Origin of the sequence: Rhodococcus sp. F64268 (assembly GCF_023015605.1) — a bacterium.
Classification (GTDB): domain Bacteria; phylum Actinomycetota; class Actinomycetes; order Mycobacteriales; family Mycobacteriaceae; genus Rhodococcus.
On sequence record NZ_JALKAI010000002.1, the window covers coordinates 161,654 to 176,861 of the forward strand.

Annotated in this window: 16 protein-coding genes and 1 pseudogene; 9 read left to right on the forward strand and 8 right to left on the reverse strand. The window is 63.7% G+C overall.

Features of this window, described 5'->3' with window-relative positions:
• Window positions 1–101: 101 nt before the first annotated feature.
• Together MWU77_RS05235 and surE are read left to right on the forward strand one after the other, a co-directional pair.
• Window positions 102–1,019, forward strand: a complete 918-nt coding sequence (locus tag MWU77_RS05235; RefSeq protein WP_247273110.1) for a PfkB family carbohydrate kinase — start codon at window positions 102–104, stop codon at window positions 1,017–1,019.
• Entirely contained in the window at window positions 1,016–1,789 is a 774-nt protein-coding gene (gene surE / locus MWU77_RS05240; RefSeq protein WP_247273111.1) for a 5'/3'-nucleotidase SurE, read from the forward strand. The genes MWU77_RS05235 and surE overlap by 4 nt, the downstream gene beginning before the upstream one ends.
• Before the next feature lie 118 nt (window positions 1,790–1,907).
• Here the strand turns inward: surE and MWU77_RS05245 are convergent, their stop codons facing one another.
• The 3 genes from MWU77_RS05245 to MWU77_RS05255 form a co-directional block, all read right to left on the reverse strand.
• Complete coding sequence (locus MWU77_RS05245; RefSeq protein ID WP_169690110.1) at window positions 1,908–2,150, reverse strand: hypothetical protein; 243 nt, start codon at window positions 2,148–2,150, stop codon at window positions 1,908–1,910.
• Window positions 2,151–2,292: 142 nt separating this feature from the next.
• Entirely contained in the window at window positions 2,293–2,979 is a 687-nt protein-coding gene (gene phoU, locus MWU77_RS05250) for a phosphate signaling complex protein PhoU (RefSeq protein ID WP_247273112.1), read from the reverse strand.
• 364 nt (window positions 2,980–3,343) lie between these two features.
• Entirely contained in the window at window positions 3,344–3,562 is a 219-nt protein-coding gene (locus MWU77_RS05255) for a DUF2188 domain-containing protein (protein ID WP_247273113.1), read from the reverse strand.
• A 144-nt stretch (window positions 3,563–3,706) separates the two neighbouring features.
• Here MWU77_RS05255 and MWU77_RS05260 point away from each other — a divergent pair.
• Window positions 3,707–5,171: pseudogene (locus MWU77_RS05260) on the forward strand (aminotransferase class I/II-fold pyridoxal phosphate-dependent enzyme).
• A 388-nt stretch (window positions 5,172–5,559) separates the two neighbouring features.
• Here MWU77_RS05260 and MWU77_RS05265 read toward each other — a convergent pair.
• On the reverse strand, window positions 5,560–6,660 hold the full coding sequence (locus MWU77_RS05265; RefSeq protein WP_247273114.1) for a hypothetical protein: 1,101 nt from the start codon (window positions 6,658–6,660) through the stop codon (window positions 5,560–5,562).
• A gap of 197 nt (window positions 6,661–6,857) precedes the next feature.
• On the opposite strand from MWU77_RS05265, the gene MWU77_RS05270 reads away from it, so the two are divergent.
• Complete coding sequence (locus MWU77_RS05270; RefSeq protein ID WP_169690113.1) at window positions 6,858–7,706, forward strand: SDR family oxidoreductase; 849 nt, start codon at window positions 6,858–6,860, stop codon at window positions 7,704–7,706.
• A 410-nt stretch (window positions 7,707–8,116) separates the two neighbouring features.
• A complete protein-coding gene (locus MWU77_RS05275) occupies window positions 8,117–8,422 on the forward strand; it encodes a DUF4383 domain-containing protein (RefSeq protein ID WP_247273115.1) in 306 nt (101 codons plus the stop codon).
• A gap of 9 nt (window positions 8,423–8,431) precedes the next feature.
• Here MWU77_RS05275 and MWU77_RS05280 read toward each other — a convergent pair whose 3' ends face one another.
• From MWU77_RS05280 to MWU77_RS05290, 3 genes are all read right to left on the reverse strand, one after another.
• A complete protein-coding gene (locus tag MWU77_RS05280; RefSeq protein WP_247273116.1) occupies window positions 8,432–9,949 on the reverse strand; it encodes a catalase in 1,518 nt (505 codons plus the stop codon).
• Between the two features lie 75 nt (window positions 9,950–10,024).
• Window positions 10,025–10,504 (reverse strand): DUF421 domain-containing protein, encoded by a 480-nt coding sequence (locus MWU77_RS05285; protein ID WP_247273428.1) that lies wholly within the window; start codon window positions 10,502–10,504, stop codon window positions 10,025–10,027.
• Window positions 10,504–11,034, reverse strand: coding sequence for a hypothetical protein (locus MWU77_RS05290; RefSeq protein WP_247273117.1), 531 nt, complete (start codon window positions 11,032–11,034; stop codon window positions 10,504–10,506). The genes MWU77_RS05285 and MWU77_RS05290 overlap by 1 nt, the downstream gene beginning before the upstream one ends.
• 115 nt (window positions 11,035–11,149) lie before the next feature.
• On the opposite strand from MWU77_RS05290, the gene MWU77_RS05295 reads away from it, so the two are divergent.
• The 3 genes from MWU77_RS05295 to MWU77_RS05305 all read left to right on the forward strand — a co-directional run bounded on the left by MWU77_RS05295 (window position 11,150) and on the right by MWU77_RS05305 (window position 13,216).
• Window positions 11,150–11,419: a Rho termination factor N-terminal domain-containing protein gene (locus MWU77_RS05295; protein ID WP_247273118.1), complete on the forward strand. Its 270-nt coding sequence runs from the start codon at window positions 11,150–11,152 to the stop codon at window positions 11,417–11,419.
• 83 nt (window positions 11,420–11,502) lie between these two features.
• Complete coding sequence (locus MWU77_RS05300; RefSeq protein WP_169686888.1) at window positions 11,503–12,159, forward strand: superoxide dismutase family protein; 657 nt, start codon at window positions 11,503–11,505, stop codon at window positions 12,157–12,159.
• A 499-nt stretch (window positions 12,160–12,658) separates the two neighbouring features.
• Window positions 12,659–13,216 carry a DUF2231 domain-containing protein gene (locus tag MWU77_RS05305; protein ID WP_169686889.1) on the forward strand — a complete coding sequence of 186 codons (558 nt, stop codon included), beginning with the start codon at window positions 12,659–12,661 and terminating at the stop codon, window positions 13,214–13,216.
• Between the two features lie 45 nt (window positions 13,217–13,261).
• On the opposite strand, the gene MWU77_RS05310 is transcribed toward MWU77_RS05305, so the two are convergent.
• A complete protein-coding gene (locus MWU77_RS05310) occupies window positions 13,262–14,443 on the reverse strand; it encodes a zinc-dependent alcohol dehydrogenase (protein ID WP_247273119.1) in 1,182 nt (393 codons plus the stop codon).
• Window positions 14,444–14,633: 190 nt separating this feature from the next.
• Between MWU77_RS05310 and MWU77_RS05315 the strand changes: the two genes are divergently transcribed.
• Window positions 14,634–15,203, forward strand: a complete 570-nt coding sequence (locus MWU77_RS05315) for a type 1 glutamine amidotransferase domain-containing protein (RefSeq protein WP_169686890.1) — start codon at window positions 14,634–14,636, stop codon at window positions 15,201–15,203.
• Window positions 15,204–15,208 lie beyond the last annotated feature (5 nt).

Genomic DNA, 15,208 nt, shown 5'->3' on the forward strand with positions numbered 1-15,208 from the left:
CGGGTGTGGCGCCACGCCGGTGTGGGTACCAACTACTCATGGCGTCCTTGACCGACAGTACGACCGATTCCGACCCACGCGAAGCATCCCGATGTGCTTTCGTGTTCGCCCCCTCACCGTTGTTGACGGTAACTATCGAGGAGGCTCCTGATAACGGACACGAGCTGCACATCCATGCGGGCGGGCAGGGATTCTGGATCGGGCGGATGGCAGCGATCCTGGGCATGGATGTCCACCTCTGTGGGCCGTTCGGTGGCGAAGCGGGCCGCATCCTTGTCGATCTCATGACCCGCGAGAACGTGACCGTCCACCCTGTGGAGACGGCATCCGAGAACGGTTCGTATGTCCACGACCGCCGAGGCGGAGCACGCACCGTGGTGGTGGAAGTTCCTCCACCTGCTCTCACACGGCACGAGACGGATGACCTGTTCAGCACGTCGCTTGCTGCTGCACTGGCCGCCGACATCGCGATACTGGGCGGGCCACATTGCGATCACGCCGTTCCGACCGAGGTCTATCGGCGGTTGTGCGCCGATCTGACCGCGCTGGCAATTCCGGTCGTAGCGGATCTGTCGGGATCGGCTCTCACAGCCGCGCTGAGCGGTGGTGTCACAGTACTCAAGGTCAGCCACGAAGATCTCATCGAAGACGGCAGGGCGCAGTCGGACGATATCGGCGAGCTCGTCACCACCATGCACCGACTGCACGAGGAAGGCGCAGAGACGGTGATCGTCTCCCGCGCAGGAGACCCTGCCATCGCGCTGTGCGAGGGTGAGGTGTGGGAGGTCGAGACACCACCGGTCCAGATCGTCGACCATCACGGTGCCGGCGACTCCATGACCGCCGGGTTCGCGGCAGCCTTCTCGACCGGAAAATCCCTCCTCGAAGCATTGAGGCTGGGAGCCGCGGCCGGCGCTGTCAATGTGACCCGTCGAGGACTGGCGACCGGACACAGTCTGGCGGTCGCGCGCATGACGGACAAGATCCAGGTGCGCCGGATGCAAGGAGCACAGAGGTGAAAGCGCTCATAGTCAACGACGACGGCATCGACAGTCCCGGCCTCGCGTCGCTGGCACGAGTTGCAGTCGACGCCGGGCTCGACGTGAGCGTGGCCGCACCACACCTCGAGCGCAGCGGCGCAAGTGCCTCGTTGTCCGCGCTCCAGGAGGACGGCACGTTGTCGATGTCGCGGCGGAAGCTTCCTGGCCTCCCCGATCTCGAAGTCTTCTCTGTCGAGTGCTCCCCCGCGCTGATTTCGTTCCTCGCTGCGGAAGGCGTATTCGGCCGGCCCCCGGACATCGTGCTCTCAGGCATCAATCTCGGGCCCAACACCGGCCATGCCATCCTGCACTCGGGTACGGTGGGCGCCGCGCTGACCGCCGCGAGTCATGGAGCCCGCGCTGTCGCGCTGTCGTTGAACGGAACAGCGCCATCCCTGTGGGAGACAGCGGAATCGGTCGCGACTCGTGCAGTCCGGTGGGCCATCGCGCATGCTCCTCCTGGGCAGGTACTCAACGTGAATATCCCGGATATCCCTCTCGCAGAATTGCGTGGACTACGGACTGCTCCCCTTGCGGAATTCGGAGCCGTGCAAGCAGAAATCGGCGAAATGGAGGAGGACGGTCTCGATACCCGCAGTGTGCCGGTGACCTTCCGAAGCGTCGCCATCGACGAGAGCAGAGAGAGCGACGCCGCACTACTGCATCACGGCTGGGCCACCGCGACGATGTTGACGATGCCGTTCGAAGTGTCCGGGATCGATCTCAGCGCGTTGACCTTCCGGGCATGATCCGATCGCGGGTCCCTGCGTCGCCCTCGATGGTCCGTCCACAACATCCGAATCGCGCCCCGGCCATTGGAATCGGGCCCCGGCCTCGGCCAGGACCCGAATCCGAACCACGTCCTGGTCAGGCGATCTCCCGGAGCCGTGCCGCAAGTAGCGCCTTGCCTTGCTCGGCACCCTTGCGCGATTCCGCCTGGGCACGCCGGAAGAACTCCGCAAGTTCGGTGTCGCCGTCGCGTTCTGCGTCACCGACATACTGCTCCATGCGCAGCGCGTTGCTCAGCGAGGCTTCGGTCAACCAGATGAGGTTGTAATCCTTGTCTTTCGTGCCGGTGATCGTGCCGGTCTCCGTGTGGTGTTCAGTCATGTCGGTCCTCTCTGTTCGATGGGTCCGGTGCCTGTCGCATACCCACTCGCCGTGGGATGAATCTGAATGTCACCGGAGATTTCGCCTCAGGTGACAGGCTTTCACCTTCCTCGAATTCCGGCAGGTCTGATCGCCATCCCCTCTATCGAGGACGCGGGGGCAACTCCCGGGCAGAGCCTTCCTCGGGCCCACCGGCAAGTCCGGTCTCGAGGAAGACCACGCGGTGACCGATCGCCACGGCATGATCACAGAACCGCTCGTAGAAGCGGCCGAGCAGCGTCACATCCACTGCCCCCATGACGCCGTGCTCCCAGCGGTCGGAAGTGACGCGCTCGAACAGGGCACGATGCAACGCATCCATCTCGCTATCGGCCCGCGCGAGCGCCGCTGCCCGCACCGGATCTCGCTGCGTCAGCACACGGTGGGTCTCGCCGGCAACCGCGACAGCGACCCGGCCCATGTCGGCGAGGATGTCATGTGCCTCCGGGGGGACCACGTGCGCGGGATGGCGCCGGAGGACGGCCTCCGCAATGTGGGTCGTCAACGTGCCCATGCGTTCGAGGTCCGCGGCGATGTGCATGCCGCCGGTCATCAGCCGCAGATCGGACGCGACGGGAGCCTGCAACGCGAGCAGGGCGAATGCGGTCTCCTCCCAATGCCGAGCTGCGGAGTCACATTTTTCCTGGGTCGCGATGACCTGCTCGGCGAGGTCCGGGTCTGCCGACATCAACGCGCGCGACGCATCCGCCATCATCGATTCCACACCGGTACACATCGCCGCGAGGTTCGCGGCGAGACGATCGACATTCTCAGCGAAGCGACTACGCACGGCCCACCCGCCTACGCCTCGGCGATTCCGAATCGGTTGACCTGTGTGAGCCCGGTCCGGTCCTCCCGAAATCGAAACACCCCGACCCGCACCTGGACCGGTTACCCCGTTCGTGCCGGGCCGAACCATCCGCCTGAACCGGGTGCACTCTGATCCTCGCCACGTGAACTCTGCCCGCTCTACTGTTCATCCGACGAAAAATCGGGTACACGCGGATGCATGGAACTCATTGCTATTGCCGCCCTGGTCGCGATGGTGGCGTTCGTTGTGGCCCGCCGCAAGATCAACAGACGCCGGTAGCGCCGTCCAGGGCGTCTCCCGACAGTGAATCACCGACGATCGGGGATCCGGGCGTGTCAGCCCTTCACGTTGCGGGGATCGTTTCCGTAGCTGTTGCCTCACCAATGATCACGTCGAGGTTTCGGATGATGTGTTCGGCCCGGCGTCGGTGCGCCTGATCACGCCCCACGCGAACGGCCTCGTCCTTCATCGAGAACGTCCCGAAAACACCTCCGCCCGAGCCCTCGATCCGGTTGTGCCAGTTACCGTGCAGATGAAACGTTTCGACGTCACCCGTAGGCATGGAATTCTCTTCTCGTTGCGATGACTTTGTACGCGTACCCGCAGCCGTGCTCGCCTGAACCCGATTCGCACTTGCAGAACGCCCGCACGGGCACGCGGGAACACAAGGGATTACGAGGTAAGAGAACTGGGTAGCCCCAAGAGCATGGATCAGGCGGAAACACCATTGCTTACGGCTTTGGAGAAGTATCACCGACTCGGCCGATACGGATTTTCTCCGCCTGGGCATCGTCAAGGGCGCGGTGTCGATGCGCGCGTCACGAAGGTACTCGGCGGCGACTCGTTCCGTTCGGACGTACTCGCATCCGGTGGACTCGACGACCGGAGATCGGGTAACGGATACCTGTCCCACGCCGAGCAACTCATGGCCGAAGCAGTCGGAGCCGAGCGTGCCTTCTTCTCGACCTGCGGAAGCTCACTGTCGGTCAAGGCCACAATGATGGCTGTTGCCGGCAACGACCCCGGTGGATTGTTGCTGGGCCGTGATTCGCACAAATCAGTCGTCGCTGGGTTGATCTTCAGTGGCGTCACCCCGCGATGGATTGCGCCGAGATGGGATGAAGAGTTGCATTTCTCTCATCCGCCGTCGCCGGAAGAGGTACGGCTGGCGTGGGAACGGCATCCCGACGCCGCCGGAGCACTGATCGTCAGCCCGAGCCTCTACGGCACGTGCGCGGACATCGCGGGTATCGCCGACATATGTCATGAACGGAGAAAACCGCTGATCATCGATGAGGCATGGGGTGCGCACTTACCATTTCACGACGATCTCCCGACCTGGGCGATGGACGCCGCGCCGACGTGTGCGTTGTCAGCGTCCACAAGATGGGGCCGGCTTCGAGCAAGGCTCTGTCTACCACGTGCAAGGTGATCTGGTCGACAGCGCGCATCTGTCCGCCTGCGCCGACTTGCTGACGACCACGAGTCCCAACGTGCTGATCTACTCCGCAATGGACGGCTGGCGGCGCCAGATGGTCGAATGCGGCGCCGAGTTGCTCGGTAGTGCGCTCGGCCTGGCCGAGCGCACGCGGAACCGGATTTCCGCTATCGAGGGGTTCGACGTTCTCGACGACCGGCTACTCGGTCAGGAGGCTTCGCACGAGCTGGATCGACTGCAGATCCTCATCGACGTCTGCGAACTCGGAGTCTCCGGATACCAATGTGCAGACTGGCTGCGCGAACACTGCCACGTGGATATGGGAATGACAGATCATCGCCGAATCCTGGCGACAATGTCCATGGCCGACAACGACGCGACCGCCAACCGGTTGGTCGAATCGCTCGAGTTGTTGGTTCGAGCGGCAGAGTCGTTCGAACCGCCGCCGCAAATGCATCTACCGAGCCCCGAGGAAATAGAACTCGAGTCGGTGTTACCGCCGCGGGAGGCGTTCTTCGGTCGGACAGAAATGGTTCCTTGCGATCGCGCTGCCGGACGGGTCGCAGCCGAACAGATCACCCCGTATCCGCCGGGTATACCCGCCGTCGTACCTGGCGAGCGCCTCGACCAGGCGGTCGTCGACTATCTGCGAAGCGGCATGGACGCCGGGATGAACCTTCCCGACGCAACCGATGCGTCACTGGAGCGATTCCGGGTGGTAGTCGAGGATTGACCCGATCCGAGGCAATACCGACAATGTCGAATCATTCCCGCCGATGCCCGCAGGCGGCACCGATGTTGCGGGCATCGGCCAGCGGTAACGGTCCAAAGTCTTCGTCGATCCACAGTAGTTGTGGCTTTCATCAGGAATTTCGGATTATTTTGCGAGCGTGTCGATCACAGCAGCAGCACGACCAGCGGCTCCCGCTGCCTGCCCCCAGACGGTGCGCCGAATCGGTGTGGACCCTGGAATGGCCGTCCCCGAGAACAGCGCCGACGGCAGCGTGGTGACCGGAGTCGCCAGCGCAGCGCACCCGGCGCTTTCCGCCCACCGGCCGGCACCGAGGCAACCCAGCTCATGTTCATGCCCTCTATGAGGAGGGGCATGAACGAGAGACTCCTCAGACCGCGAATCGAAGTAGTGCTGCGCATCCGTCGGTCGGGACGATCCTCTCGTCGGTGCGGATCAGTACCGATGCGTTTGCGATGGCCGCAACAGGCAACGCTTCGTCTGCACGCTGCGGTACTGCCTGGGAGGATCCGAATTCGGAGAGCTTATCTGGGTCGGTGGCCACAGAGGTCGGTTCGTCCCCCACCAGCACCGTTCGGGACCCGAGGTCTCCGACGATCAGCGTGTCGACGCTTCCGGCGCGCAGTGCGGCGCACACCTGGCCGAGCCCCTCGACGGCCAACCCCGAGCTTCGGCCCGATTCGGCGCGGAACCGTTCCGCGGCATCGTCGATCACAGCCAGCCGTCGGTTGGCCAACTCTGTATCGAGTTCGTCCTCCACGACGTCGGCACCGGCTCCAGCGGTGCGGGCACCGCCCTCGAGCGGCACCGCGACGTCGCGGGCACGTTCGGGAAGAGCATCGAGAAGGTCTGATCGCGAACGGATCTCGCCGATCACAAACACCGGGTCGGCGACCTGATCGTCGACCAGTTCGGTCACTCGGTCGGCGACTGCGGCGATGTTGCGGCGTGCCGCCTCCTCTGCCGCAGGCTGGGGGTCCCCGTAGCCGGCAGTCTCTGCGCTGGACGCCTTGTGTACCGGGTACTCGCCGCGCGCTACGGTTTCGGAACGGACGAGATGCCCGTCGGTGTCACGGACGGAAATGTCTGCGCCTTCATGATCGACCGCGACCAGCAAATACGGTGTGGCGGTCGCATGTTCTATCACGGGCACGAGGTACGGCATCGCCGAATAGCGCGCTTCCGGCTGCGCGGGTGGGCGCAGCAGGTGCACGTCGAGGACCACGTGATCCGACGCTGCGATCAGGCCTCGACCGCTTCGGCCGACCGCCGGCGGACTGTCGAGCACCGCCTTCTCGAGCGCGGCCAGGACCCCGTCGGGGGCACCGCCCTCTTCCAGGGACTCCCGGAGGGACCGCCAGGTCAATTCCCGCTGTTTCGCAGCGTCCTCGGTGACGTGGCTGTCGTCGAAGTACACCGACGCAAAAGGTCCCTCAGCGTCAACTACCCGACGGAAACGCTCAGCGTGCACGGTTCAACACCTCTTCCTGTGAGAACTAGTCGGACTGTGACAACTCTGAAGCCCGCTCTCTACAGGTGCCCGGATCGGTATTCACCCAAACAAGCCGGTCGTTTGAACGGCGGTGAGGTGCGGTACCCGGAGCGGCACGAGTCCGACTGGCGCCGTCGCAGCCGCCAGCGGTACGAGATGGAGATCTGGAGAGACCGATGAGCGAGCACACACCGCACACAATCGAATATCCCGGCCATACCGCTGACATGGCCGAGCAACCGCACGACGAGATGCGGGCCTACCGGGGGCGCGATCTACTGGCCGGAAAGAAGGCGCTGGTGACCGGTGGGGATTCCGGTATCGGGCGCGCAGTGGCCGTCGCCTTCGCGAAAGAGGGCGCCGACGTCGCAATCGCGTATCTCGAGGAGGGCGAAGACGCCGCCCACACCGCGACGCTGGTGCAGAACGAGGGGCGGCACTGCCGCATGTACGTAGGCGACCTCGCGTCACCGGACCATTGCCGAGACGTGGTCGAGCGCACGGTCTCCGAATCGGGCGGTCTCGACATCGTCGTCAACAACGTCGCCTACCAGCAACCTGTCGACGATTACCTCGAACTGTCCACCGAACAATGGCGGCGTACGTTCGCGGTCAATATCGACAGTTTCTTCCACGTCACGAAGGCCGCCGTACCTCACCTGGCCCCGGGTTCCGCGGTGATCAACACCGGGTCGGTCAACGGCCTGCGGGGCAACAAGTCGCTGATCGACTATTCCGCCACCAAGGGCGCTGTGACCGCCCTGACGTACTCGCTGGCGCAGGCGTTGCAGGACCGCGGGATCCGGGTGAACTGTGTTGCGCCGGGCCCGGTATGGACACCGCTCATACCGGCCACGATGGACAAGGACAAGGTAGCGGACTTCGGCACCCAGGCACCATATGGACGCGCCGCTCAGCCGGACGAGATTGCACCCTCGTACGTGTTCTTCGCGTCGGGACTGCTTTCGTCCTACTACTCGGGCGAAGTGCTGGCGCCTCTCGGAGGTGAAACGCTCCCAGGCTGAGTAATCCACGTCGATCCAGTTCTCGAATCGGTCGAAGCGTCGTGCACACTGGCGACGGACCGGCTGGAATCCGCCACGCACGAGAATGTTGACCGCTGACGCTGGCCACGACGACATGAACGAGCTGGTCCGCGGGCCGACCGCGGTGGTGCATCTCGCTTGGCTCTTCCAGTCCACTCACCGGCCGGTAACGACGTGGTCCAACAACGTCCTCGGCGCGGCCGAGATCCGTGGCCGGCACGTTTCGCGGTTCGCCAAGCGTGTACCGGACCACGCACCGGTGCAGACTGCACCGGTACAGACTGGCTCAGTGCATCGATCCTCGAGGCGCCCATGAGCAACGACGATCCCGCATTCGCGGCTCGGTCACGGGTACAGGGCTACGCGTTTGCCGTTGCCCTGGTCTTCTGATGATCGGTTCGCTCGGCTTCGTTCCCGGGTTGACGTCCAACTACGGCACGATCATGCACGTGGGCGCTGCCTCGCAGGCCCATCTGCTCGGATTGTTCCAGGTTTCCGCTGTGCACAACGTCGTGCACCTCGTGTTCGGCACAGCCGGTCTACTGGCGGCCCACCGACTGGTCTTGTCCGCATCTACCTCCTCCTGGGAGGAGGCGCGTCATGGTGCTCTGGGCGGTCTACCCCGGAGGTGGCACTCGGCCACTCCTGCCGGGGAGCGTGCCCCGCAGAAGGTGGCCTCGCCCGAGTGGGGGTAGCAGACCGGATCAGGCTTTCTCCTGTGCGCTGCTCCGCGCGGGGTTCGCTTGTTGCCCTGCCTTCGGGTCCTTCGCCGTCTTCTTCTCGGAGACACCGCTGACGATCCGGTCGCCGAGGGGCTTGTCGATGTTGCGCCAGTACTCGAACGCCCGCTCGAGAACGGGTTCGGTGACACCATTGAGAAGATGCCCGACGACGTTGTCCACCAACCGATCCCGGGCTTCATCGTCGAGAACTTCCCGAACCATCGTTCCGGCCTGGCCCCAGTCGTCATCCTCGCTGTGCAGCGCGTAGGGTGCGCGCACCATATCGCCCGAGCTCTGCCATGTGGCGGTCTCTCCGACCTGCGACGGATCCGCGTGGGGCCCGCCCTTGGAATTCGGAACGTAAACCGGGTCACCGGGATTGTGGTGCCGCATGTTTCCGTCCTTCGAATAGGACCGGACGGGGACATGCGGTTTGTTGACCGGCAGTTCCTTGTAGTTGGCGCCGATACGATACCGGTGGGCATCGGGATACGAGAACAACCGTCCGAGGAGCATCTTGTCCGGACTCGGGCCGATGCCGGGAACCAGGTTGCTCGGCTCGAACGCGGCCTGCTCGATCTCGCAGTGGTAATCGGTGGGATTACGATCGAGCGTCATCGTGCCGACCGAGATCAATGGATAGTCGCCGTGTGGCCACACCTTCGTCAGGTCGAACGGGTTGAAGCGGTAGTTGTCCGCATCCTCGAACGGCATGATCTGCATATTCAAGGTCCAACTCGGGTACTCGCCCGCTTCGATGTGTTCCCACAGGTCACGCGTGTGATAGTCCGTATCCATCGATGCCATCTGGTCGGCCTCGTGCTGGGTGAAGTACTCGATTCCCTGGTCGGTCTTGAAATGGTACTTCACCCAGAATTTCTTGCCCTCGGCGTTCACCCACATGTAGGTGTGGCTCGAGTAGCCGTTCATATGGCGCCACGTGCGCGGAATACCGCGGTCACCCATCAGCCAGGTGACCTGGTGTGCCGACTCAGGAGAGAGCGTCCAAAAGTCCCATTGCATGTCGTGGTCGCGCAGATTGTTGTCGGCGCGGCGCTTCTGGGACCGGATGAAATCCTGAAACTTCATCGGGTCACGCATGAAGAAGATCGGGGTGTTGTTGCCGACCATGTCGTAGTTGCCCTGGTCGGTGTAGAACTTGATCGCGAAACCGCGCGGGTCGCGCCACGTGTCGGGGCTGCCGCGTTCCCCGGCAACGGTCGAGAACCTGATAAGCAGGTCGGTCTTCTTACCGGGCTGGAACAGATCTGCCTTCGTGTAGGCGGAGACGTCCTCGGTGACCTCGAATCGCCCGTAGGCACCGCCACCTTTCGCGTGAGGTTGGCGCTCCGCGACGCGCTCGCGGTTGAACTGGGCCATCTTTTCGATCAGGTAGTGGTCCTGGAGCAGGACGGGTCCATCGGTACCGATGGTCAGCGAATGCTCGTCACTCGTAACCGGAATACCGGCGTCGTCGGTCGTGAAGTTGGGATCCGTCATCGTGGCCTCCTTCAGCAGACAGTGTCTGACATCGGGTACCCATGCGTGCCACGGCCAAACGGCCACCGGCCACGGTCAAATGATGTCCGGATGTGCCGACTCGTCGGCCCCTCCCTCGGCCCGGGTGAAGAACGATACGCGTCCATTGGTCTCGAGGACAGCGAGTTCGATCTCGTCGAAACGCCGAATACCTTTCTGACGTGCACTGCTCATCAGATCGTCGAGCGACATCCGTTCGGTACGCAGTCGGTGCAAGTCGGGGACTCCGTCGCGGACGATGATGACAGGAATTCCGTGCGTGATACCCCGCATGCGGGGAAACCGGGAATTGATCCATGACAGTCCCATGGTGAGCAAGGCGAACACGCCGACCGTCAGGACAGCCGCAGTGACGGAGTAATCCTGCTGCGTGACTCCCTGCTGGATGAGATCTCCCATCGCGATGTAGAGGATCAGCTGGAAGGTACTCAGTTCGCCCACCGTCGACCGCCCGACGATCCGCGTGACCACCCACAGGAACAGAAAGAGAACCGCCGCGCGGACGATGATCTCCATCAGGGCACCACCCACGTCTTGAAATCCACAGTGACCACATCGATTCCGTTCTCGTGCACGGATACCGAACCCGATGCTCCTCTCTGGCTGGACGGTTGGATATACGCGTCGAACCCAAGTGAGAGCGTGTCACCGGGAGGCGGGTCGAGGGTCATATAGATGCGGTCGGCATCGGAGGTCTCCGCCGACGGTTCAGGCGCCCACCCCTGACTTTCGAAGATATCGAAATAGTCGGAATCGACGGCGATCACCACAGGCTCGGTGAATCCCCCTGGTTTCCGGACCGTCAGATTCCAAGGGACGTCCAGTCCGGGTCGCGCGATCCGCGGATATTCGAGGTGGAGTTCGTATCCACCGCCGGATGCGTGGGTGGTCGCGCTGTACACGCCCAATCTGCCGGTGAGACCGACCAGGACGATCACGGCAAGGAGCACGACCGCACCTCGTCGAATCCAGGCGACGGTCGGCGAACGTGCAAAAGTACCGACATCGTCCAGTACCGAGTCGGGGATTCGATCGGCAGTGCCCACCGTCCGAATCTCCCACGATCAGGACGCACGCGCCGGACTTCGTGAGAAACGCGGACCCGGGTTTTACGGTGAAGCCGCCGGGTACGCGTGGAGGTGACCAACGAGGAGGACTGTCATGCCGGAAAAGGGCTCTGATCCGCATCTGAAGGATCAGGAGTTGTACGAGGAACTGCGCGACGAAGGTGACTCCAAGGAGAAGGCCGCACGTATCTCCAATGCCGCGGCGAACGAAGGACGCTCGTCGGTCGGACACAAGGGTGGCAAGGCCACCGATTACGAGGAACGGACGGTCCCCGAGTTGAAGGAACGTGCCAAGGAAATCGGTGTCACCGGATACTCGAAGATGACAAAGGACGAGCTCATCGACGCTCTGAGGGATCACTGACGTTCGCCGGAAGCTCGGTCCGAAATGCATACCTGGTGACGAATCCAGGGTTCGTTCCTGTGCGCCGCGGGTACGCGACATTCATGAACACACGACACACCACCATGATCGCGGCGGTGTCACTGGCCGCTCTCGTCGCCGCCGGCTGCAGCGACGACGAAGCGACTACCGACGATGCCACCGTCGAAACACCACCCCTCACCACCGCCGAGACGACCACCGACGACATACCCACCCCGGCGCCCGGGATGGCCGGCGCCTTCCAGACACCCGGAGAGTCCGTAGGCGACGACGACGACGATGCCTTCACCTACGACGAAGCCGCCGTGCCAGTCGGCTCGGTGGTGAGGGTCGACTCCGAGGACGAGGACGGCCGCACGACGATCACTCTCGACGCGACGGGTCTGGCACCGAACCGCGACTTCGGCGTGCACGTGCACACTCGGCCGTGCGGGCCGCAACCATCCGACTCGGGTCCGCATTACCAGAACGACCTCGACCCCGCGGCAACCCCGGACGCGCCGTCGACGGACCCGGCCTACGCGAACCCACAGAATGAGATCTGGCTCGATATCACGACCGACGAGAACGGCGCCGCCCAGGCGTCGACGACCGTCGACTGGGAGTTTCGCGACGATGAGGCCAACTCTGTGGTCCTTCATGCACAGCACACCATGACTGGACCGGGTGAGGCCGGAATGGCCGGTGACCGCCTGGCGTGCATCGACACCGATTTCTAGATTTCCGGAAATTCTGAACTTCCGGTGTGAGCGAACGCTCCGCCGTGGCCGTCCCCTGACGGTACCGTCTGCGCTGACGTGCGGTTGTTCGACCTCCGGTCTTCGGTCGAAGTTCACCGGAGACCGAATAACACTGCACGCCAGTGGTAACGGCGACCAGCGAACCGGGTGACACCATCGAGTGACACCGCAGTCGCGCAGCGTCGAGTATTCGGTCAGTTCTCGTTTTGCGTACGCGGGAGGAATTCCTGGCCTCGGTCTTGATACCGGTCTTGATGAACCCCCAGACGCAACCGTTCGAGTAGGTAGTCTGCGACATTCTGACCGGCCATCGAACCCTCCTCAGCGCAATAAACGCGTGCGCGCGATTGTCAGCGGAGCACAGCACGTGCAGCGACTGCCTCTCCAGCTACCCGGCTGACAGTGTCCGAAACCGGATCGGGCGAACAATCGCCATTGCCGGGTGTTTCGAACCGTTCATCCGAGGTACTCGCGACCCATGACGGGATTGTTCTCGACACTCGAATCCGCCACAGCACTCGATCGACCCTCGACGGCCGTCCGAGATGTTGTCCGACGTATTACCGCAGGCGTACCGGGTGATCTGTTGCGCGGTGACGTGGCTCCGGGCCATCCACTGCACCCCGCACTGGTTGCCATCCCGATCGGTGCCTGGTCGTGTGCGCCGCTGTTCGACTTCGTCTTCCGCAAACCGGAGACCGCACGGCAGCTCATCGGGGTCGGGCTGGTCGCAGCTCTGCCGTCCGCGCTCACCGGCTGGGCCGACTTCGCCGAATGCGACCTACAGCAACGACGGGTCGGGATGGTTCATGCTGCGGTCAACGGAACCGGCATCGCCCTGATGGGCCTTTCCTACCTGGGGCGACGGCGAGGCGACCGTCCCGCTGCGGTAGCAGCGAGCACGGTCGCAGCCGTAATGATCGGCTTCGGCGGCACCCTCGGCGGGCACCTCGCGTTCGCGCTGGGTGCTCGGGTGGAGCGCCGAACCCAGCAGCCTCCGGCCGATGGGCCGGCGTTCGATCCGGTCCTGGCATAGATCGCGGGCGATCGCCCCCACGGGGCCTTGCGTCCGGTCGGTCGGTCAAGGCGTGAAGACGACCTTCACCGCGCCGTCCTGCTTTCGCTGGAAGATGTCGTATGCATGGGGTGCCTCTGCCAATGACAACCGGTGGGTGGCGAACGCATCCACTCCGAGTGGGTCGTCGTCGGTGAGAAGAGGCAATATCCGGGGCACCCAGTGCAACACATTGGCCTGGCCCATGCGAAGCCGAATCTGCTTGTCGAACATGGTCAGCATCGGCATCGGATCGCTCATTCCGCCGTATACACCGGACAGAGATATGGTTCCTCCGCGGCGCACCACGTCGATCGCGGTGTACAGCGCATTCAGCCGGTCGACTCCCATCCGCTCCATCATCGGGGCGGCAATGGCCGACGGAAGGTAGCCGGTGGCCGTCTGCGCCAACTTGGCGACGGGTGAGCCATGAGCTTCCATACCTACTGCGTCGATGACCGAATCGGTGCCCCGGCCATCGGTGCGGTCCCGGATGAGATCTGCGAGTCCGGAACCGACGTCACCGAGATCGATGACGTCCATGCCTCTAGCGGCGGAGCGTGCAAGCCGTTCCGGCACGAGGTCGACGCCGATGACCCGAGCGCCACGGTGCATCGCGATACGACCTGCCATATCGCCGATCGGGCCGAGTCCGAGCACGGTGACCGTGCCGCCCTCCGGGATCTCGGCGTATTCGACGGCCTGCCATGCGGTCGGAAGTACGTCGGAGAGATACACGAATCGATCGTCGGCGGGGCCGTCCGGGACTTTGATGTGGGTCGTGTCGGCGTGGGGAACGCGCAGATACTGCGCTTGCCCGCCGGGAATACTGCCGTACAGCTTCGAGTATCCGAACAACGCGGCCCCGCTTCCCTGCTCACGCACCTGGGTGGTCTCGCACTGCGAGTAAAGACCGTGATCGCACATGAAACACCCCCCGCACGAGATCTGGAAGGGGATGACCACCCGGTCGCCGGGCGCCAGTTTCGTGACGGCAGAGCCCACCTCTTCCACGATGCCCATGGGCTCATGACCGAGGATGTCGCCGGGAGTCATGAACGCACCGAGCACTTCGTACAGGTGCAGATCGGAGCCACACAGATTGGTGGTCGTGACCTTGATGACAGCGTCGGTCGGCTCTTCGATTCGCGGGTCGGGGACGGTGTCGACACTCACGTGACGTCGTCCCTGCCATGTCACTGCTTTCATCGTTCCTCCGCTCGTCGATTGGTGCACACCGGCGTACCCGCAGTCCGGGAAGGCAAACGGACTGGGCAGCAGAAGAATCCGGTCAGCTGTTCGGGCCGACCCGGCACCGACTCACGCGCGGGTGTCACGTTTGCTCACCAGCTGGCAGCGGGTATGCGGAAACCATCGACTTCGAAGAAGGGTGACCATCATGGACACAGCACAGCCTGGACGTCTGACCGGCCGGACCATCGCCATCCTCGCGACCGACGGCGTCGAAGAAGTGGAGCTCGTCGAGCCCCGGCGCGCGGTTGAGCGGGAGGGTGCCACAGTGCGGTTGCTGTCGCTGGAGAGCGGGGAGATCCAGGCGATGGAGAAGGATGTGCACGCCGCGGGCAAGTACTCGGTGGACCAGCTTGTGGCAGACGCGTCGGTGGACGACTTCGACGGTCTCCTCCTACCCGGTGGTACAACCAATCCCGACCACCTCCGTCAAGACGCAAAGGCGGTCGCATTCGTCCGTGATTTCGTCACCTCGGGCCGACCCGTCGGCGTCATCTGCCACGGTCCGTGGACGCTCGTCGAAGCCGACGTCGTGCGTGATCGGACGTTGACGTCGTATCCGAGCGTCCGCACCGACATCCGGAACGCGGGTGGCACGGTGGTGGACGAGGAAGTGGTCATCGACAAGAACCTGGTGTCCAGCCGTAACCCTGCAGATCTGCCCGCGTTCTGCTCGGCAGTGATCGACGTCTTCGCCGATCGGCAGCCGGCCGGGTGAGGGGC

Coding starts and splice junctions, on each gene's coding strand:
- MWU77_RS05245 (WP_169690110.1), bottom strand. CDS start 2,150: ATGACTGAACACCACACGGAGACCGGCACGATCACCGGCACGAAAGAC.
- MWU77_RS05255 (WP_247273113.1), bottom strand. CDS start 3,562: ATGCCTACGGGTGACGTCGAAACGTTTCATCTGCACGGTAACTGGCAC.
- MWU77_RS05270 (WP_169690113.1), top strand. CDS start 6,858: ATGAGCGAGCACACACCGCACACAATCGAATATCCCGGCCATACCGCT.
- MWU77_RS05275 (WP_247273115.1), top strand. CDS start 8,117: ATGATCGGTTCGCTCGGCTTCGTTCCCGGGTTGACGTCCAACTACGGC.
- MWU77_RS05280 (WP_247273116.1), bottom strand. CDS start 9,949: ATGACGGATCCCAACTTCACGACCGACGACGCCGGTATTCCGGTTACG.
- MWU77_RS05285 (WP_247273428.1), bottom strand. CDS start 10,504: ATGGAGATCATCGTCCGCGCGGCGGTTCTCTTTCTGTTCCTGTGGGTG.
- MWU77_RS05295 (WP_247273118.1), top strand. CDS start 11,150: ATGCCGGAAAAGGGCTCTGATCCGCATCTGAAGGATCAGGAGTTGTAC.
- MWU77_RS05300 (WP_169686888.1), top strand. CDS start 11,503: ATGAACACACGACACACCACCATGATCGCGGCGGTGTCACTGGCCGCT.
- MWU77_RS05305 (WP_169686889.1), top strand. CDS start 12,659: ATGACGGGATTGTTCTCGACACTCGAATCCGCCACAGCACTCGATCGA.
- MWU77_RS05310 (WP_247273119.1), bottom strand. CDS start 14,443: ATGAAAGCAGTGACATGGCAGGGACGACGTCACGTGAGTGTCGACACC.
- MWU77_RS05315 (WP_169686890.1), top strand. CDS start 14,634: ATGGACACAGCACAGCCTGGACGTCTGACCGGCCGGACCATCGCCATC.